Genomic DNA, 18,437 nt, shown 5'->3' with positions numbered 1-18,437 from the left:
GGAGCCGTCGGAGAGTCCGCACCCGCAGAGGGGCGTACCCGGCGGCGCCTTACACCGCCGTCCCCTTTCCGGCGCTGCCGCCCTTCTTCGGCTGTGCCTTGGGAGCCTTGGGCAGCGCCTGCTTGATCTCCTGCCGGAGATCCTCGATCCGGGCGTATCCCGCGTACTTCCCGGTCAAGCGGTACATCTCGCGGAGCCGGTCCCAGGTGCGGTGCGAGGAGGTCTCCCCGATCGACACCAGGGCCAGCCGGGCGTAGGTGTCCGCCTGCTCGGGGTCGTTGCTGATGAAGCAGGCGGAGGCCATGGAGATGTAGTCGAAGATCATCGACCGCTGGTGGCCGCTTCTGCGCAGTGCCAGCGCCTCCTTGGCGTGCTGCTGGGCGATGGCCGCGGCCCCGGGGTCGTGCTCGGCGAGCGTGCGGTACGCCAGGGCCTGCATGCCGTGCAGGTCCGCCTCGTCGAAGTGCTGCATCCAGCTCGGGGGCGGCACGTCCCGCTTGTCGGAGATGAACAGCTCCTCCGCCTCGCCGAGGGTGCGCCGCATGGCCTGGCCCCGGCCCATCGAGGCCTGTGCCCAGGCCTCGATGGTGTAGAGCATGGCGCGGGTGCGCGGCAGGGTCTCGTCGCCGGAGCCGGATTTGGCGAGCGTCATCAGATCGAGGGCGTCGTCGGGCCGGCCGAGGTGCACCATCTGACGGGCCGCGCGGGAGAGGGCCTCGCCCGCGCGGGGCCGGTCGCCCCCCTCGCGGGCCGCGTGGGCGGCGATGACGAAGTACTTCTGGGCGGTGGGTTCGAGTCCCACGTCGTGGGACATCCAGCCGGCGAGCACGGCGAGGTTCGCGGCGACACCCCAGAGCCTGCGCTGCAGGTGATCGGGGTGGTGGTAGGAGAGCATGCCCCCCACCTCGTTGAGCTGGCCGACCACTGCCTTGCGCTGCAGGCCGCCGCCGCGGGCGGCGTCCCAGGCGCGGAACACCTCGACCGAGCGCTCCAGGGCGTCGATCTCGGTGGAGCCGACCGGCGCGGCCTCGTAGCGGTCGAGCCCGGCGTTTTCGGTGTGGACGGCATTGCTGCGCAGCGGATCGTCGAAACGGGGGGAGTCGGAGGCGAGGACCGGATCGGAGTGCAGCCAGTCGTGCATGGCGCTGCTGAGTGCTGAGCCTGCGGCGAGCGCGGCGCCCGCACCCACCAAGCCGCGTCGGTTGAGCATGAGGTCCATTCCCGTGAATTCGGTGAGGACCGCGGCCGTCCGCTCGGGGGGCCAGGGGAGGCCGTCCGAGGACTGCCCCCTCCCCGCGCGCCCCCGCCGACCGAACCCGAGGTCCTCGATGGTCACGACACGGCCGAGTCGCTCGGTGAAGAGGGCTGCCAGCACCTTGGGCACGGGATCGCGCGGGGACTCCCCCATGTCGATCCAACGCCGCACCCGCGAGGTGTCGGTCGCCAGCTGCGGGTGGCCCATGACGGCCGCCTGCCGGTTCACGAGCCTCGCCAGTTCGCCCTTGGACCATCCGGCCAGGCCGAACAGATCCGCGAGGCGGGTGTTGGGTTCCCTCGTCACGTCAAGCCCCCAGGTTCTCGGCTGACTTGAAGGTAGCGGGCCGTCATGGGCCAGGCGAGTATTCGCCAGGGTTCGCCAGGGTCCGCCACATGGTGTGCCACCCGCGGGCGGGTGTGATGTAGGAACGCGCCACCCCGGTCGCCGTCGGTCAGCCATCGGTCGGCCGCCAGCAGGCCGCCGGACGGCTGTCGGTCGGCTGTCGGTCGGCCGTGAGTCGGCCTCAGTCGGCAGGGAAACCGGCCGGTACCACTGGGAACGCCCAGGAACGCCCGAAAGGCTGTCCGAAGGCGGTCCGGGCGGCCGGCCGCGGACCACGTGCATTCCCCAGGGTGCACGCCGGCCCGGAGACCGGGGTAGCGCGCAACTCGTCGGCACACGAAGGGATCCGTTCCGCTCATGTATGCAGCCTCGTCCTCCGTGTCCGCCCCGCCCCCGAAGGCAGCCCCCGCGGCGTGGGAGGGGTCGAGGTCCGGCCCCCAGGGCGCGCAGCTGCGCACGGCGATCGCCGCGGTGCACCGCATCTGCCCGGAGTTCAACGCCGTCCAGGTCCTGCGCCGCAGCGGGCGCTCGGTCCTGCTGGTCGGCTCCACAGGCCGCACCACAGCAGTGGCCAAGTGTTTACTGGACCACTCACCAGCCTGGACCGAGCGGTTCCGGCATGAAATAGCTACATACCGTGCGTTCGTCCGCCACCGTCCGCCGGTGCGGGTGCCGCGGCTCATCGCCGCGGACCCCGACAACTGCACGCTGGTGATCGAGCGCATGCCCGGGCGTCCCGCCGCCCTGCAGCGGCACCCTTCGGAGGCGCCGCCCCGTGCGGATGTGCGGGCCGCGCTCGGCGCGATCTGCCGGGTCAATCTCTGGCAGCCCCCGGCGGGCATGTTCGACATGCCGCTGGACTACGGCAAGCGCATCGCCCGCTACCACGAGCTGGGCCTGCTGACCGACCGCGACATGGGCGACCTGCAGAAGCTGCTGTACGGGCTGGCGCACGTCCAGGGCCAGTTCTGCCACGGCGACGCCCAGCTGTCGAACATCCTTCTGGCCCCCACCGGCCCCGTGCTGGTGGACTGGGACCAGGCGGGCTGGTATCTCCCGGGTTACGACCTCGCCACGCTCTGGATGGTCCTCGGCGACGCCCCGGTGGCGCGCCGTCATATCAGCCAGGTGGCACGGCAGGCCGGCACGGTGCAGCGCGACGCCTTCCTGGTGAACCTCATGCTCGTACTGACCCGTGAGCTCCGTACGTGCGAGACGGCCGTGCAGCGCGCCATGCAGGAGCCGGCCCCGGCGACGCCCGGCGCGGCGGATTCCGGTGAGGAGCAGCGGCTGCTGCTGCGCCGTCTGCACGACGACTGCGCGCTCGCCAGGCGCGCCGTCCGAGCGGCGGTCGGCACCCGCTGATCCACCGCCTCCGCCCCTCCGCGACACGCCGCGCACGCTGCGCGGCGTGTCGCCGTCTTTCCCGGAGGGAAGGTGCCGGGACGCAAGAGGCGCATCAGCAGCCGTGGGCAACATGCATCGCAGCAGCATGATTGACGGAACGTCCGCCAGAGGCTACCTCTGGTTACGTCCGGTCCCGCACGCCCGATCGCGCCCCGGACCGTCCCGCGCGTGGCACGGGCCCGCCCCGAGGAGGCTGCATTGCGAGGATCCGCTCCCCGACCGTGGACCGCCGCCCTCAGACCCCGGCGACGAAGACGGGCCGCTTTCAGCGCGGCCGGAGTCCTGGCCTCGGCCGTCCTGCTCCTGCCCCTCGCGCCCGAGGCGGCGACCGCCACGGACCGTCAGCCGCGCTCCGGCGCACTGCAGCAGGCCTTCGCCGAGGCCTCCCGTGAGTACGGGGTGCCGCAGAGCGTGCTGCTGGGGGTCTCCTATCTGCAGTCCCGCTGGGACGCCCATGGCGGTGCCCCGAGCGTCACCGGCGGCTACGGCCCCATGCACCTCACCGACGCCGCCCATGCCCTGGCGGAGGCGCCGCACCACAGTGACGGCCGCGAGGACGCCCGGGGCGACGGCGCCCGCCCGGTCCCCCGATCCGTCCGGCCGGCCGCCCTGCCGGCGGGCGAGGTCCCGGCGCGGCTGCGCACGCTGGAGCGGGCCGCGCAGGTGTCCGGCCTGTCGCGCGAGGCGCTGCGCCGGGATCCCGCGGCGAACGTCAAGGGGGGTGCCGCTTTGCTCGCGGCCGCCCAGAAGCGGCTGGGGCTGCCCCTGAGTGAGGATCCCGCCGACTGGTACGGCGCGGTGGCGGGCTATCCGGGCTCCTCGGACACGGCGTCGGCCGCCGCCTTCGCCCGTGACGTCTTCGACGTGATGCGCTCGGGCGAGCGGCGCACCACCGACGCGGGCCAGCGGGTCGCCCTGCCGCGCAGCCCGCGGCTGGCCGGGCGCACCGAGCAGGTGCGGCGGCTGGGCCTGTCGGCCGCCCCGGAGGAGGGGACCGAGTGCCCGCGGACGGTGGCCTGTGAGGCGATTCCGGCTCCGTACGAGAAGTTGCAGGGCGACAATTACGGCAATCACGATCTGGCCGACCGCCCGGTCTCGCAGAAGACCGAGTTCATCGTCATCCACGACACCGAGGGGTCCTGGGAGACGACGATCAAGCTGGTGAAGGACCCGGCCTACGTCTCGTGGAACTACACCGTGCGCTCCGCGGACGGGCACATCGCCCAGCACGTGCCCACGAAGGACGTGGCCTGGCACGCGGGCAACTGGTACGTGAACTCCAAGTCGGTCGGCATCGAGCACGAGGGCTTCCTCGCCCAGCCCGACGCCTGGTACACGGAGGAGATGTACCGCACGTCGGCCCGCCTGGTGCGGCACCTGGCGCAGCAGTTGCGGATCCCCCTGGACCGCCGGCACGTCCTCGGTCACGACAACGTGCCCGGCACGACGCCCTCGACCATCAGGGGCATGCACACCGACCCCGGTCCGTACTGGGACTGGGCACACTACTTCGATCTGATGGGCAGGCCGTTCCACCCCACGGGCGGCGCGTCCGGCGGCATGGTGACCATCCTTCCGGACTACGAGGAGCATCAGATCGCCTACACCGGCTGCACGAGCCCGGCCAAGCCCTGCGCGCCGCACGGCTCGGGCGCGGTGCGGCTGCACACGGCGCCGAGCGAGAAGGCGCCGCTGGTGAAGGACGCCGGGCTGCGCCCGGACGGGAGCGCGACCACGATCGACGTCAATGACACGGGTGCCCGTGCCTCGACGGGCCAGCAGTTCGCGGTGGCGGGGCGCAAGGGCTCCTGGACGGCGATCTGGTATCTGGGGCAGCGGGCGTGGTTCCGCAACCCGTGGTCGCAGCCGACCGCCGTCAACGCCTTCGGCCCGGTGGTCACTCCGAAGGAGGGGCTGGAGGAGATCGCGGTGTACGGGCGTGCCTATCCGGAGGCGGAGGCCTATCCCCCGGGTGTCCCGGTGCAGGCCCTGGCGCCGCTGCCGTACAAGCTGCTCGCCGGGCAGGCGTACGCGGCCGGGCCGCGGGTGCGGAGCGAGTACCTGTGGGCGAAGACCTTCGATCCCGCCGGCCACAAGGTAATCAGAGGCAAGGACGCGTACTACGAAATCCAGTTCGGGCACCGGGTGGCCTTCGTGAAGGCTTCCGATGTGACGGTGCGGCCCTCGAACGAGTAGTCCGGCGCGGGAAAGGCCGCGAGGAAGGCCGCCAGGAAGAGCGCGATCACGACCGCAGCCTCATCCGCAACGATGACGGAGCCCGGTACGGCGTCTGCCGTGCCGGGCTCCGGTACGTGTGCGTGTGCGGCGCGGGGGCTCGCGCAGGTGCGTGGCGTCAGGCCGTCTGGAACATCTCGGCGGGCAGCGGCTTGAGGAGCTGGTAGAGCTCGTCGGTGATGGGCCGGTCCCAGCTGGCGATGGTGACGAGGACGCCGTCGCTGCGGTCGAACTGGGTGCAGGAGATGCGGCCTTCGGAGCACTTGATGCGGCGGACGATCAGCAGATTGTCCTCGTGCATGACCGGGATGTCCTCGGTCTCCAGCACCTCCACCGGCTCGTCGTTGCCGAGGGCCTGGAGGAGCTGCGTGACCTCGAAGGGCACCTGGCCCTCCTCGAGCTCGCGCACCGGGGAGCCCTCGGGCATATTGCCGATGATCATCGCCGGTCCGCGCCCGCCGAAGAGGTCGTAGCGCAGGAAGACACCCTGGCAGCTGCCGTCGGGCGCGGGCAGCAGCCCGGCCCCGAGATCGCCCGGCCAGTCCCCCGGGTCCATGGCCAGGACGTCGAAGTCCGGCCCGGTGGGCGTGGCGCTGCGGCGGCGGAGGAAGGACATGCCCACATCGTACGTGCCCGGGGCCCCGGCGTGGCGCCGGGGAGAGCTTCGGCACGGCCGTCAGCCGGGGCGCCGGAGGGTGTCCAGGTGGCGGCGGATGGTCTGCCGGAGGACGTCCGGAGTGAGCGTGGCGGGCTGGAGGACGGCCTGGAAGGTGAGGCCGTCGAGCAGGGCCGCCAGGCGCAGGCTCTCCGCGCCGGTGTCCAGGTCGTCCGGCAGGGCGCCCGCCTCCCGGGCGCCGCTCAGGACGCGGGCCACGAGGGTGCGCAGCCCGTCCTGCAATGCCAGGGCGTGGGGCAGCAGTCCGGGCCGGGTGCGGGCCGCGGTGGCGAAGGCGATCCACAGGACGGCCTCCTCGTGGCGCTCCGGGTCGAGCGGGAGGAACTCGGCGAGCAGCTCTTCGGCCCCCGCGCCGCGCTCGGCTGCGGCGGAGGGATCGAGGAGCCGGTCGACGCGGGCACGGACGCGGCGTTCGATGCGGCCGGTCAGCTCCTCCATGGCGAAGATCACCAGTTCGTCGTGGTCGCCGAAGTAGTGGCGCACCGAACCGATGGCGAGGCCCGCTTCCTCGGCGACGTTGCGCAGGGAGGCGGCCTCCAGGCCGCGCCGTCCGACGACGCGCAGGACGGCTTCGGCGACGGCTCTGCGGCGCGCGCCGGGGTCGACGATCTTCGGCATGTTGGCTTTATAGCACGACCGAGCTACCATCTTTTTTGGCGCGACCGTGCCAAATAAAACAGGCTCGGAGGGAGTGGCGGGTGAACGGCTGGCTGCTGACGGCGATCGTCGCCGTGGTGGTGATCGTCGTGGTGATCAAGCGACTGAAGGGGGAACCGCTCAACGCGCGCGATCTGCTGGCACCGCCGGTCGTCCTCATCGCCGTCGGTGCCGTATCCCTGGCGAAGGCGCAGCAGGTCACGGGGGCCGACCTGGCCTGGGTGGCCGCCGGCGCCCTCCTGGGCTGCGGGCTGGGCGCCGTGCGCGGGGCCACCGTCCAGCTCTCCGAGCGGGCCGGTGCGCTCTGGCAGCGCTACACGGGCCGGACGTTCCTGGTCCTCGCCGGATCCGCGGTGATCATGGGTGGGTTCGGCCTGCTCGCCGCTCGCGCGGGCGTGCCCGAGGCCGCCCGGCCGATCCAGCTGAACATCGGCGTCAGCTTCCTCGGCGAGGCGCTGGTCATCGGCGCGCGGGGCCTGGCGAGCGGAGTGCCCTTCGCCCCCGAGCGCCCGCGCCGCTGACGCTGCCCGCTGCCCGCTGCCGCGAGCGTTCCGGAAGGCGGGCCTTCCGCTGCGGAACGCGCCCTGAAGCCCGCCCGGACGCAGCTTGTGGGGGCACTGTCCGGGCGGACCGGTACGGCCGAAGACACCGCCGCGGGCGCACGCTACCAGGCAGGGGCGAACTCTCCTTTTCCGGAAAACACCGGCCTGGAGCAAATGAGTGAATTCCCGAAACTTCCGTTATGAGCCCGAGTTACTCAGATCGCTTCCCTGTCTGTGAGAGGCAGCTAATCGATCGAAAGGCACAGACGTGCTCAAGAAGGTACTCACGACGGCCGCCGTGGCAGCCACCGCTGTCGGCACCATGGCCGGCCCGGCCATGGCGATCGGCAACGATCAGGACGTCGCCAACGGCAACGCTTCGCACACCGGTTACGGCAACACGAAGACCGGCGGCAAGGAAAGCCCGCAGATGAGTCTGATCCAGGGCACGCTCAACAAGCCGTGTCTCGGCATCGGCAAGATCGGTGTCCAGTCGCTCCTCGCGCTGATCAACATCGGCGTCCAGGACGTGCCGATCCTCACGTCCCAGCAGCAGCAGCAGTGCACCGACAACTCGACGATCAGCGACGGCGACGACCCGCTGTCGCACATCCTCGACGAGATCCCGATCATCTCGGGCAACGGCTCGGGCAACAAGGGCGGCGGCCACCCCGGCCTGCACGGCCTGCACGGCGGCCACCCCGGCTTCGGCGGCCACTGAGCCGCGCCGTCGCCGGACGGATCTCCCCCTGTCTCGGGTGCACGGGCCCCGGGGCAGGGGGATTCCCCTGTCCAGGGGGCCGCGCACACCGCAGGTCAGGGCGGTGGGCGCCGGTTCCCGGCAGGGTCGTATACGATGACGGCGTGACTATGCTCGTCAAACGCCGCCACGTGGACCTCCTCCGCGTCACGAGCATGTCCTGTCGCCGCTACGGCTGATCTTCCTTCCCGCCCAGCCCTTTCCCCGGGCCGTGGCCTGCTTTTCCTTCTTCTTTCTCCTGCCCTTCCCGGCACCGCTCCGCCCTGCCCGCGTACCCGCGGCGGTGGAGCGGCGGTCCGGCGCACCGCCGTACGGACATTCCGGGCTCTCACGCTGTGGACGACCTCATGAGCAACAACCTTCCCGTTCTCGACCTCTCCGCCGCCTCCGCCGGTCCGGAGGCCCGTGCCCGCTTCCACGAGGAGCTGCACTCGGCCGCCCGCGACGTGGGCTTCTTCCACCTCACCGGCCACGGCGTCACCGAGGCCGAGACCGCCGACCTGTGGCGCACGATGCGCGAGTTCTTCGCTCTCCCCGAGGCCGACCGCCTGTCCGTCAGCAACCTCAACTCCCCGCACTTCCGGGGCTACACCCGCATCGGCGACGAGCGGACCGGCGGCAGCCGGGACTGGCGCGACCAGCTCGACATAGGCGCTGAGCGCCAGGCGCGCGTGCCGGGCGCCGACGAGCCGGGTTACTGGTGGCTGGAGGGCCCGAACCAGTGGCCCGCGGCCCTCCCGGAGCTGCGCACGGCCGCGCTGCGCTGGATCGACCGGCTGAGCGGGGTGGCCGAGCGCCTGCTGCACGAGCTGCTGGCCGCGATCGGCGCCCCGGAGGACTTCTACGACAAGGCCTTCGCCGACCGTCCGCATCTGCACCTGAAGCTGGTCCGCTACCCCGGCAGCGCCCCGGACGGCGCCGGCCAGGGCGTGGGCGCCCACAAGGACTACGGCTTCCTGACCCTGCTGCTGCAGGACGAGGTCGGCGGCCTCCAAGTGGAGGGGCCCGACGGGTCGTTCGTCGACGTGCCGCCGGTTCCGGGCGCGTTCGTCATCAACCTCGGCGAGCTGCTGGAGGTGGCCACGAACGGCTACCTGAAGGCGACCAACCACCGCGTGGTCAGCCCGTCCGGCACCCGCGAGCGCTTCTCGGTCCCGTTCTTCTACAACCCGCGCCTGGACGCCCGCATCGAGCCCGTGCCCTTCGCGCACGCCGACCGGGCCCCGGGCGTCACCCAGGACGACCGCAACCCGCTGTTCGCGGAGTACGGCCGCAACGAGATCAAGGGCTGGCTGCGGGCCCACCCGCAGGTGGCCGCCCGCCACCACGCCGCCCTGCTGACGGAGGGCACCCCCGTGGGGTGATGGACCATCAGGTGAGGTCGAACTCGCCCTCGCGCGCGCCGAGTACGAACGCCCGCCAGTCCCCGGGGGTGAAGACCAGCGCGGGGCCGTCCGGATGGCGTCCGTTGCGCAGGGCGATGAAGCCTTCGACGAAGGCGATCTGGACATCGCCGGTCCCCTGACTGCTCGACTGCCAGGCGGCGTTGCCGAGGTCGAGCTCGGGCGCGATGTCGCCCGCCGGTCGTTCGGTCATGCTCTTCGCCACTGCTGGAGCTCCTCCCGGTCGTCGTCCCGCGCCCACCCTAGCGAGCACGGCGTGCGCCGGACAGGCCGCGCGGCGGCGAACGCTCCTCCGCGCGCTCCTTCAGGTGGTGGGCGGCCGGTCCCCCACCACCCACATGGAGAAGAACTGCGCGCCCCCTCCGTAGGCGTGGCCGAGTGCCGTGCGGGCGCCGTCGACCTGGTGCTCCCCCGCCCTCCCCCGCACCTGCAGGGCGGCCTCGGCGAAGCGGATGAGGCCGGAGGCGCCGATGGGGTTGGTGGACAGCACGCCGCCCGAGGGGTTGACGGGCAGCTCGCCGTCCAGCTCCGTGGCCCCCGAGACGGTGAGCTTCCAGCCCTCGCCCTCGGCGGCGAAGCCGAGGTTCTCCAGCCACATCGGCTCGTACCAGCTGAAGGGCACATACAGTTCGGCGGCGTCGATCTGGTGCCGCGGGTCGGTGATGCCCGCCTGCCGGTAGACCTCGGCGGCGCAGTCGCTCCCCGCGCGCGGGGAGACGAAGTCCTTGCCGGCGAAGAGCGTGGGCTCGCTGCGCATGGCGCCGCCGTGCACCCAGGCGGGCGGGTGGGGGGCGCGTGCGGCGCCCCGGCGGTCGGTGAGGACCATCGCGCAGGCGCCGTCGGAGGAGGGGCAGGTCTCGGAGTAGCGGACCGGGTCCCACAGCATCGGCGAGGACTGCACCCGCTCCAGCGTCAGGTCGTGCTCGTGCAGATGGGCCCACGGGTTCTTCAGGGCGTTGCGGCGGTCCTTGTAGGCGACGAGCGAGCCGACGCCGGCGGGGGCGCCGCTGCGGCGCATGTACGCCCGTACATGCGGGGCGAAGAACCCCCCGGCACCGGCCAGCAGGGGCTGCTGGAAGGGGACCGGGAGGGACAGGCCCCACATGGCGTTGGACTCGGACTGCTTCTCGAAGGCCACGGCGAGCACGGTCCGGTGGACGCGGGCCGCGACGAGGTCGGCGGCGACGAGGGCCGTCGAGCCGCCGACCGACCCGGCGGTGTGCACCCGCAGGACGGGCTTGCCCGCGGCGCCGAGGGCGTCGGCGAGGCAGAGCTCGGGCATCATCACGCCCTCGAAGAAGTCGGGGGCCTTGCCGAGGACGACGGCGTCGGTGTCCGCCCACGACAGTCCCGCGTCCTCCAGGGCCCGCGCGGCGGCCTCGCGGACGAGCCCGGCCAGGGAGACGTCCCGGCGGGCGGCGGCGTGCTTGGTCTGGCCGATGCCGATGACGGCCACGGGTTCCCTGTTCACGCGTTCCCCGCTCACCGGGTCTCCCCCTCCAGTACGGCGACGAGGTTGTGCTGCAGGCAGGGCCCGGACGTGGCGTGGGCGAGGGCCCTGTCCGAGGCGCCCCGGTGGATGCGGGCGGCGGCCTCGCCGAGGCGGATCAGACCGGTGGCCATGACGGGGTCGGCGGCGAGCGCGCCCCCGGAGGGGTTGACCGCGACGGTGCCGTCCAGGCGCAGCGCCCGGCGCAGGACGACCTCCTGCGAGGTGAAGGGGGCGTGGAGCTCGGCCGTGTCGACGGGGGCGCGGAAGGCCCCGGCGCGTTCGGCGGCGAGCCGGGTGGACGGGGAGTCGGTGAGGTCCCGCAGGCCCAGCGCCTGGGCCTCGATGCGGTGGTCGATGCCCCGGATCCAGGCGGGGCGGTCGCACATGCGGCGCGCGGTGTCGCCGGCGGCGAGGACGACGGCGGCCGCCCCGTCGGTGACGGCCGGGCAGTCGCCCGCGCGCAGGGGCCGTACGACGTAGCGGTCCGCGGGGGCCTCGTCGCCGCCCCGGTGGGCGAGGGCCGCCAGGGCCTCCTCGTCGGTGTGGCCGGCGTCGATGAGGGCCTGGGCCTGGAGGGCGGCCAGGGAGACGGAGTCGGGCCACAGGGGGGCCACGTAGTAGGGGTCGAGCTGGCGGGTGAGGACGTCCCGCAGGGGGCCGGCGGAGGGCTTTCCGTGGGCGTAGACGAGGGCGGTGCCGGCCCGGCCGGTGAGGATCTTCACCCAGGCTTCGTAGAGCGCCCAGGCGCCGTCCGTCTCGACGTGGGACTCGGCGACGGGCGGCCAGGCGCCGACGCCGTCGAGGGTCTGGGTGAAGGAGAAGGGGCGGCCGGCGAGGTAGTCGCTCGACCCCGAGCAGGTGAAGTCCGCCTCGCCGGGGGCGAGTCCGGCCTGCTCCAGTGCCCGGTGCAGGACGGGCAGCAGCATCTCCGTCTCGGACAGCCCTTCGGCGGGGCCCCGGTGGTCGCTGCGGGCGAAGGCGACGATCGCGACGTCGCGGGGGGCCGGGCCGCGGTCGCCGTCCGCGTGGCCGGGCTTCACAGCAGCTCCTTGTAGGTGTCGTACGCGGCGTCGGGTTCGCCGGTGGGCCGGTAGTGGTCGGGGTGGCGGCCCTCCGCGCTCCACACGGGCTCGACGCGCAGGCCCATGCGCACCTGGTCATACGGGATGCCGCCGATGCGCCCGTGCAGGGCGAGGTCGGCTCCGTCCAGGGCGATGTGGGCGTAGACGTAGGGGACCTCGATGCCGGCGCCCTTGGCCTTGATGTTGACGACGCAGAAGGTGGTGACGGTGCCGTGCGGGCCGACCTCGACCTGTTCGGTCGCGGCGACGCCGCAGGCGGGGCAGGCGCCGCGGGGCGGGACGTGGACCTTGCGGCAGGAGGGGCAGCGTTCGCCGGTGATCCTGCGCTCGGCAAGGGCCGCGAGGTGGCGGCTCTGGGCCCGGCCGGGCGTGTAGGTGTAGTCGAGACGGGCGGGGGTGACGATGCCCGTGACGGGGTCGGCGAAGACGCCGTCGTGCGGTGCGGCCGCCCGGGGGCCGGCCGCGGCGTCGTCCGCGTGCGGGTCGCAGGGCTCGAAGCAGCCGATGTCGGTGATGGCGCCGGTGCGCTCCGGGGCCCAGCGGATGCGCACGCGCATGCCGGTCCGTACGGCGTGGGGCCCGGGGGCGTCGAGGACGTGCAGGAGGGCGGTGTCGGCGCCGTCGAGGCGGACCAGGACCCAGGCGAAGGGGGTGCGCAGGGGCTGGTTCGGCCGGGGGGCGGGGTTCCACGCCCAGGTGGTGACGGTGCCGGTGGGGGCGACTTCGGCCAGGTCGCGGAGTTCTTCGGCGGTGACGGGGTCGTACTCGACGGGTGGGACGAGGACGCGCCCGTCGTGGGTGCGCACGCCGAGGACCGTGCGCTCGCGCAGGCCGGTGAGGAAGGCGCTCTGCACCGGGCCGAGGGAGCGGGTGAAGGGGAAGGAGACGGTCAGGGGTGCGGTGAGGATCTCCGGCACGGGGGTGCTCCCTTCAGGCGCGCCGGTAGACGGCGGGGCGCTTCTCGGCGAAGGCCCGGGTGCCCTCCTTCGCGTCGGCGCTGGCGAGGACGGGCCGGCCGCGTTCGAGTTCGAGGGCGAGGGCGTCGGCCTCGCCGAGGCCGGCGGCGTCGTGGACGCAGGCCTTGACGGCCTCGACGGCCAGCGGGCCGTTGGCGTTGATCAGCCCGGCCGTCTCCAGCGCCCGCTCCAGGGCGGTGCCGTCGGGGACGACGTGGCCGATGAGGCCGATGCGCGCGGCTTCGGCTGCGCTGTAGGGGCGGCCGGTGAGCAGCATCTCCAGGGCGTGGGTGCGCGGGATCTGGCGCGGGAGGCGGACGGTGGAGCCGCCTACGGGGAAGAGGCCGCGACGCACCTCGAAGAGGCCGAAGACGGCGCTCTCCCCGGCGATGCGGATGTCGGTGCCCTGGAGGATTTCGGTGCCGCCCGCGACGCAGGGTCCCTCGACGGCGGCGATGACCGGTTTGCGCGGCCGGTAGTGGCGGAGCATGGCCTTCCAGTGCAGGTCGGGGTCGGCCTTGAAGCGGGCGCGGTACGGGCCGTCCGCCGGGCCGGGCCGCCCGTGCAGGGCCTTGAGGTCCATGCCGGAGCAGAAGGCCCCGCCCGCGCCGGTGAGGACGACGGAGCGCACGGCGTCGTCCCGGTCGGCCTCCAGCCAGCCGTCGTGGAGCCCGGCCAGCATCGGCAGCGACAGGGCGTTCTTCGCTTCCGGCCGGTTGAGGGTGAGCACCAGCGTGGCGCCGATGCGTTCGACCGTGAGGTGTGCGGTCCCGCTCATGGGTGGCCCTCCCGTCCCGACGACCAGAACAGGGTGCAGGAGGCGTGCCGGGGGTACAAGGGTTTTCTGACTTCCCGTCAGATTTCTTGGGCGGCGTCCCTTCCTCCTTGCCCCGGTCGGCGCTCTAATGGGCCGCGCCCGCCGTTCCCCCGGGCAGGTCGCCCGCCCCTGAACACATCGCCTGCCCTTCGCCCGGACAGGAGGAGACGTGGAGTACAACCTCGCCGATCTCTTCGAGTCGGTCGTGGACGCGGTGCCCGGCCGGGAGGCCCTGGTCCACACGGACCTTCCCGGGAGCGGAGCCGGGCGGCGGCTGACGTACGCGCAGCTCGACGCGGCGGCCAACCGCCTGGCGCACCATCTGCGCGACAGCGGGATCCGCGCCGGGGACCACGTCGGGCTGCACCTGTACAACGGCGTCGAGTACCTGCAGGCGTTCTGGGCCTGCGTGAAGGTCCGGGCGGTGCCGGTCAACGTCAACTACCGCTACGTCGAGGACGAGCTGGCCTACCTCTACCGCGACGCCGACCTCGTGGCGCTGGTCTTCGACGCCGCCTTTACCAGCCGGGTGGCCGCGGCACTGCCCCGTACGGAGCTGCTGCGCCACCTCGTGCGGGTCGGCGCGCCCCCTCCGGACGCTCCCGAACCGGCCCTCGCCCCCGTGCCGTTCACGGAGGCGGAGGCGTCGGGATCACCCCTGCGCGGCTTCGGTCCGCGCTCGGGGGACGACCAGGTCATCATCTACACCGGCGGCACGACGGGCCTGCCCAAGGGCGTGATGTGGCGGCAGGAGGACCTGTTCTTCTCCGGACTGGGCGGCGGGGCGCCCACGGGCGAGCCGGTGGGGCACCCCCGGGAGCTGGCCGCGCGCGTCGCGGAAGGGGGCGAGGGCCTGGTCTTCTTCCCCACCGCGCCGCTGATGCACGGCACGTCCACGCTGACCGCGCTCATCGCCTTCGACTACGGCCAGAAGGTCGTGCTGCACCGGAAGTTCGCCCCCGAGGAGGTCCTGCGCACCGTGGAGCAGGAGAAGGTCACCTGCATCTCGCTGGTGGGCGACGCGATGCTGCGCCCGCTGGTGGACGCGCTGGCCGGGCCGATGCGGGGCGCCGACTGCTCGTCGCTGTTCAGCGTCAGCAGCTCGGGCGCGGTGCTTTCGGACACCGTGCGGGAGCAGTTCACGGCTCTGCTGCCGCACGTGACGCTGCTGAACAACTTCGGCTCCTCGGAGTCGGGCTTCAACGGAACGGCGACGGACGGCGCGGCCGCGAGCGGCACGACGGCGGCGGACGGGGCGAGGGCGGACGGCGGGCTCCGGCTTCGCGTCAACGACAGCACGGCCGTGGTCGACCCGGTCACGCACGAACCCGTCGCCCCCGGCGGGGAAGGCCGCGTTGCCCGGCGCGGCCACGTACCGCTCGGCTACTACAACGACCCCGCGCGGACCGCGGAGACGTTCTTCCGGGCGGACGGCGAACGGTGGGTCCTGCTCGGCGACATGGCGCGGGCCGGCGCGGACGGCGAGATCACCCTCCTGGGGCGGGGCTCGCAGTGCATCAACACCGGGGGCGAGAAGGTGTACCCGGAGGAGGTCGAACAGGCGCTCAAGGCCCATCCGGACGTGTACGACGTGCTGGTCGCAGGCGTTCCGGACGAACGGTGGGGCCAGCGCGTGGCCGCCGTCGTCCAGCCGCGCCAGGGGGCGGAGCCGCTCACGCTGGACGGGCTGCAGGCGCACTGCCGAGCGCGGCTGGCGGGGTACAAGGTGCCGCGCAGCGTGGTCTTCACGGAGCGGATCCGCAGGTCACCGAGCGGGAAGGCGGACTACCGGTGGGCGCGGGCGGTGGCGGAGGCGGGTGCCTGAGCGCCTCGCACCGCCCGTTTGTCCACAGGGCCGGGCACACCTCTTGACGCCCCGCGCCGCCTCTGGATACTTAAGCCCATGCAGCGACCGAACGATCGGTTGGTTCTCCGGGACGCGGCCGAGCGGATGACGCGCGACGAGCTGACGGCCCTGCAGCTGGAGCGGCTGCGGGCCACCTTGCGCCACGCCTACGAGCACGTGCCCTTCTACCGGCGTTCCTTCGACGCCGCCGGCATACGGCCCGAGGACTGCCGCACCCTCGCCGACCTCGCCCGCCTCCCGTTCACCACCAAGGCCGATCTCCGGGAGCACTACCCCTTCGGCATGTTCGCCGTGCCCGACTCCCGCATCCGGCGCCTGCACGCCTCCAGCGGCACCACCGGCACGCCCACCGTCGTCGGCTACACCGACCGGGACCTGGACACGTGGGCCGAAGTCGTCGCCCGCTCCCTCCGCGCGGCCGGCGCCCGCCCCGGCGACAGGGTCCACGTGGCCTACGGCTACGGACTCTTCACCGGCGGCCTCGGTGCGCACTACGGCGCCGAGCGGCTCGGCTGCACGGTGATCCCCGCCTCCGGCGGCATGACCGCCCGCCAGGTCCGGCTCATCCAGGACCTGCGGCCGCGGATCATCATGGTGACGCCCACCTACATGCTCACCCTGCTCGACGCATTCGAGCGCCAGGGCGTCGACCCGCGCAGCACGTCCCTGACCACCGGCGTCTTCGGCGCCGAGCCGTGGACCGAGGAGATGCGCCGGGAGATCGAAGAGCGCTTCGCCATCGACGCCGTCGACATATACGGCCTCTCGGAGATCATCGGCCCCGGTGTCGCCCAGGAGTGCGCCGAGACCAAGGACGGGCTGCACATCTGGGAGGACCACTTCTACCCCGAGGTGGTCGACCCGGTCACGGGCGAGGTGCTGCCGGAGGGCAGCCACGGCGAGCTGGTCCTCACCTCGCTCACCAAGGAGGCCATGCCCGTCGTCCGCTACCGGACCCGTGACCTCACCCGGCTCCTGCCCGGCACCGCCCGCCCCGCCTTCCGCCGGATGGAGCGGATCGCCGGGCGCAGCGACGACATGATCATCCTGCGGGGGGTCAACCTCTTCCCCGCGCAGATCGAGGAGATCGTGCTGCGCACGCCGGGCCTCGCCCCGCACTTCCAGCTCCGCCTCACCCGCGAGGGCCGCATGGACCACCTCACCGTGCGGGCCGAGGCCCGCCCGGAGGCGACGCCGCAGCAGCGTGCGGACGCCTCCGGCGAGGTGGCGCGGCAGGTCAAGGACGGCATCGGCGTCACGGTGGGCGTCGAGGTGGTCGACGGCGGGACGCTGGAGAGGTCGGTGGGCAAGCTGAAGAGGATCGTCGACGAGCGGAGGAAGGAGTGAGGTGCCGCCGGTCAGCCGGACGGCGAGGCACCGAACCGCTCGCGCAGCTCGCGCTTGAGCACCTTGCCGGAGGCGTTGCGCGGCAGCTCGTCCACGAACAGCACGCGCTTGGGTGTCTTGAAGGAAGCCAGCCGCTCCCGGGCGTACGCCGTCAGCTGCTCCTCGGTGACGGCGCCGCGCGCCACGACCACCGCGGTGACCGCCTCGATCCAGCGGGCGTCCGGAAGCCCGATGACGGCTGCCTCGGCGACCGCCGGATGGCCGTAGAGCACGTCCTCGACCTGACGGGAGGCGACCAGCACGCCACCGGAGTTGATGACGTCCTTCAGCCGGTCCACCACCGTGAAGTAGCCCTCGGCGTCCCGGACGGCCATGTCGCCGGAGCGGAACCAGCCGCCCCGGAAGGCCGCCTCGGTCTCCCCGGGCTTGCCCCAGTAGCCCTCGCACAGCTGCGGGGAGCGGTAGACGACCTCGCCGGGCGTGCCGTCGGGCACCTCGTCGCCCTTCTCGTCCACGACGCGCGCCTCGACGAACAGCACCGGCCGGCCGCACGAGTCCATCCGCCCCTCGTGCTCCCCGGGCCGCAGCACGGTGGCCAGCGGCCCGATCTCGCTCTGCCCGAAGCAGTTGTAGAAGGCGAGGCGGGGCAGCCGCGCGCGCAGGCGCTCCAGGACCGGCACGGGCATGACGGACGCGCCGTAGTAGGCCTTGCGCAGCGCCGACAGGTCCCGGGAGGCGAAGCCGGGGTGGCCGGCCAGCGCGATCCACACCGTCGGCGGGGCGAAGAAGCTGCCGGCCCGCCCGGCCTCCACCAGTTCGAGGACGCGGTCCGGGTCCGGCGCCTCGATGAGCGTGTTCTCCGCGCCCACCGCCAGGGAGGGCAGCAGGAACACGTGCATCTGCGCCGAGTGGTAGAGCGGCAGGGCGTGCAGCGGCCGGTCCGACTCCCCGAGGTCCAGGGCGGTGATCGCGCTCATGTAGGCGTGCACGAGCGCGCCGTGGGTCATCATCGCGCCCTTGGGCTGCGCGGTGGTGCCGGAGGTGTAGAGCAGCTGGACGAGATCGCGCTGGTCCGGACCGCCGGCGAAGGGCACCTCGGCGCCCTCGCGCCGCCGGTAGTGCTCGGACCGCTCCAGCAGGGAGCCGGTGGCGTCGCGCAGCGGCAGGGTGCGGGCGGAGCCGGGCAGCCGGTGGGCCAGGTCCGGGTCGGTGAGCACCAGCGCGCTGCCCGACTGCTCCAGGATGTAGTCCAGTTCGCCGCCGGTGAGCTGGTGGTTGACGGGCACGTGCACCAGGCCGGCGCGGGCGCAGGCCAGGAAGCCGATCAGATAGGCGTCGGAGTTGTGGCCGTAGGCGGCGACGCGGTCACCGTCGCGCAGCCCGCGCTCGCGCAGGGCCACGGCCGCCCCCGTCACGGCCTCGTCCAGCTCGCGGTACGTCCAGGTGCGCTCCCCGAAGCGCAGCGCCGTCCGCCCCGGCACGCGCCGGGCCGTGCGCCGCAGGATGCCGTCCACCGTGCTGTCGCGGGCTGCCGTCATGCCCGGATCCTGGGTCCGGCCCGCCCCGGGGTCAAGAGGGCGTGGCGGCGGGCGGGCA

17 protein-coding genes are annotated in these 18,437 nt (G+C 73.1%); 8 read left to right on the top strand and 9 right to left on the bottom strand.

Annotation, left to right across the window (positions count from 1 at the left end; genetic code table 11):
• Positions 1-49: 49 nt before the first annotated feature.
• The gene (locus ACSNOG_RS05775) at positions 50-1,561 is read right to left on the bottom strand and encodes a DNA-binding protein NsdB (protein WP_436751432.1); all 1,512 of its coding nucleotides are present in this window, start codon (positions 1,559-1,561) and stop codon (positions 50-52) included.
• 396 nt (positions 1,562-1,957) lie between these two features.
• Here ACSNOG_RS05775 and ACSNOG_RS05770 point away from each other — a divergent pair, with 396 nt between their 5' ends.
• Together ACSNOG_RS05770 and ACSNOG_RS05765 are read left to right on the top strand one after the other, a co-directional pair.
• Positions 1,958-2,965: an aminoglycoside phosphotransferase family protein gene (locus ACSNOG_RS05770; RefSeq protein ID WP_436751431.1), complete on the top strand. Its 1,008-nt coding sequence runs from the start codon at positions 1,958-1,960 to the stop codon at positions 2,963-2,965.
• Positions 2,966-3,205: 240 nt separating this feature from the next.
• Positions 3,206-5,203: an N-acetylmuramoyl-L-alanine amidase gene (locus ACSNOG_RS05765; protein WP_436751430.1), complete on the top strand. Its 1,998-nt coding sequence runs from the start codon at positions 3,206-3,208 to the stop codon at positions 5,201-5,203.
• A 157-nt stretch (positions 5,204-5,360) separates the two neighbouring features.
• On the opposite strand, the gene ACSNOG_RS05760 is transcribed toward ACSNOG_RS05765, so the two are convergent.
• Together ACSNOG_RS05760 and ACSNOG_RS05755 are read right to left on the bottom strand one after the other, a co-directional pair.
• Entirely contained in the window at positions 5,361-5,858 is a 498-nt protein-coding gene (locus tag ACSNOG_RS05760) for a hypothetical protein (RefSeq protein WP_058041529.1), read from the bottom strand.
• A 60-nt stretch (positions 5,859-5,918) separates the two neighbouring features.
• Entirely contained in the window at positions 5,919-6,536 is a 618-nt protein-coding gene (locus tag ACSNOG_RS05755) for a TetR/AcrR family transcriptional regulator (protein ID WP_436751429.1), read from the bottom strand.
• A gap of 80 nt (positions 6,537-6,616) precedes the next feature.
• Here ACSNOG_RS05755 and ACSNOG_RS05750 point away from each other — a divergent pair, with 80 nt between their 5' ends.
• The 4 genes from ACSNOG_RS05750 (at position 6,617) to ACSNOG_RS05735 (ending at position 9,241) form a co-directional block, all read left to right on the top strand.
• Positions 6,617-7,096: a DUF1453 domain-containing protein gene (locus ACSNOG_RS05750; RefSeq protein WP_436751428.1), complete on the top strand. Its 480-nt coding sequence runs from the start codon at positions 6,617-6,619 to the stop codon at positions 7,094-7,096.
• A gap of 289 nt (positions 7,097-7,385) precedes the next feature.
• A complete protein-coding gene (locus tag ACSNOG_RS05745) occupies positions 7,386-7,838 on the top strand; it encodes a rodlin (protein ID WP_436751427.1) in 453 nt (150 codons plus the stop codon).
• Positions 7,839-7,981: 143 nt separating this feature from the next.
• A complete protein-coding gene (locus ACSNOG_RS05740; protein ID WP_353620260.1) occupies positions 7,982-8,056 on the top strand; it encodes a putative leader peptide in 75 nt (24 codons plus the stop codon).
• A gap of 168 nt (positions 8,057-8,224) precedes the next feature.
• Entirely contained in the window at positions 8,225-9,241 is a 1,017-nt protein-coding gene (locus tag ACSNOG_RS05735) for an isopenicillin N synthase family dioxygenase (protein ID WP_436751426.1), read from the top strand.
• Between the two features lie 7 nt (positions 9,242-9,248).
• Here ACSNOG_RS05735 and ACSNOG_RS05730 read toward each other — a convergent pair whose 3' ends face one another.
• The 5 genes from ACSNOG_RS05730 to ACSNOG_RS05710 all read right to left on the bottom strand — a co-directional run bounded on the left by ACSNOG_RS05730 (position 9,249) and on the right by ACSNOG_RS05710 (position 13,588).
• The gene (locus tag ACSNOG_RS05730) at positions 9,249-9,473 is read right to left on the bottom strand and encodes a DUF397 domain-containing protein (RefSeq protein ID WP_436751442.1); all 225 of its coding nucleotides are present in this window, start codon (positions 9,471-9,473) and stop codon (positions 9,249-9,251) included.
• Between the two features lie 111 nt (positions 9,474-9,584).
• A complete protein-coding gene (locus ACSNOG_RS05725; protein ID WP_436751425.1) occupies positions 9,585-10,751 on the bottom strand; it encodes a thiolase domain-containing protein in 1,167 nt (388 codons plus the stop codon).
• A gap of 11 nt (positions 10,752-10,762) precedes the next feature.
• Positions 10,763-11,812: a lipid-transfer protein gene (locus ACSNOG_RS05720; protein ID WP_436751424.1), complete on the bottom strand. Its 1,050-nt coding sequence runs from the start codon at positions 11,810-11,812 to the stop codon at positions 10,763-10,765.
• Positions 11,809-12,771, bottom strand: coding sequence for a Zn-ribbon domain-containing OB-fold protein (locus tag ACSNOG_RS05715; RefSeq protein ID WP_436751423.1), 963 nt, complete (start codon positions 12,769-12,771; stop codon positions 11,809-11,811). The genes ACSNOG_RS05720 and ACSNOG_RS05715 overlap by 4 nt, the downstream gene beginning before the upstream one ends.
• A 13-nt stretch (positions 12,772-12,784) precedes the next feature.
• Positions 12,785-13,588: a crotonase/enoyl-CoA hydratase family protein gene (locus tag ACSNOG_RS05710; RefSeq protein ID WP_436751422.1), complete on the bottom strand. Its 804-nt coding sequence runs from the start codon at positions 13,586-13,588 to the stop codon at positions 12,785-12,787.
• Between the two features lie 208 nt (positions 13,589-13,796).
• Between ACSNOG_RS05710 and ACSNOG_RS05705 the strand changes: the two genes are divergently transcribed.
• Positions 13,797-15,452 carry an acyl-CoA synthetase gene (locus ACSNOG_RS05705; RefSeq protein WP_436751421.1) on the top strand — a complete coding sequence of 552 codons (1,656 nt, stop codon included), beginning with the start codon at positions 13,797-13,799 and terminating at the stop codon, positions 15,450-15,452.
• Positions 15,453-15,530: 78 nt separating this feature from the next.
• On the top strand, positions 15,531-16,841 hold the full coding sequence (gene paaK / locus ACSNOG_RS05700) for a phenylacetate--CoA ligase PaaK (protein WP_436751420.1): 1,311 nt from the start codon (positions 15,531-15,533) through the stop codon (positions 16,839-16,841).
• 11 nt (positions 16,842-16,852) lie between these two features.
• On the opposite strand, the gene ACSNOG_RS05695 is transcribed toward paaK, so the two are convergent.
• Positions 16,853-18,379, bottom strand: a complete 1,527-nt coding sequence (locus ACSNOG_RS05695) for a fatty acyl-CoA synthetase (RefSeq protein WP_436751419.1) — start codon at positions 18,377-18,379, stop codon at positions 16,853-16,855.
• Positions 18,380-18,437 lie beyond the last annotated feature (58 nt).

It is taken from the genome of Streptomyces sp. URMC 124, from assembly GCF_051386455.1.
In the GTDB taxonomy this organism is placed as follows: Bacteria; Actinomycetota; Actinomycetes; order Streptomycetales; family Streptomycetaceae; genus Streptomyces.
This window is presented reverse-complemented; position numbering and strand designations above follow the sequence as displayed.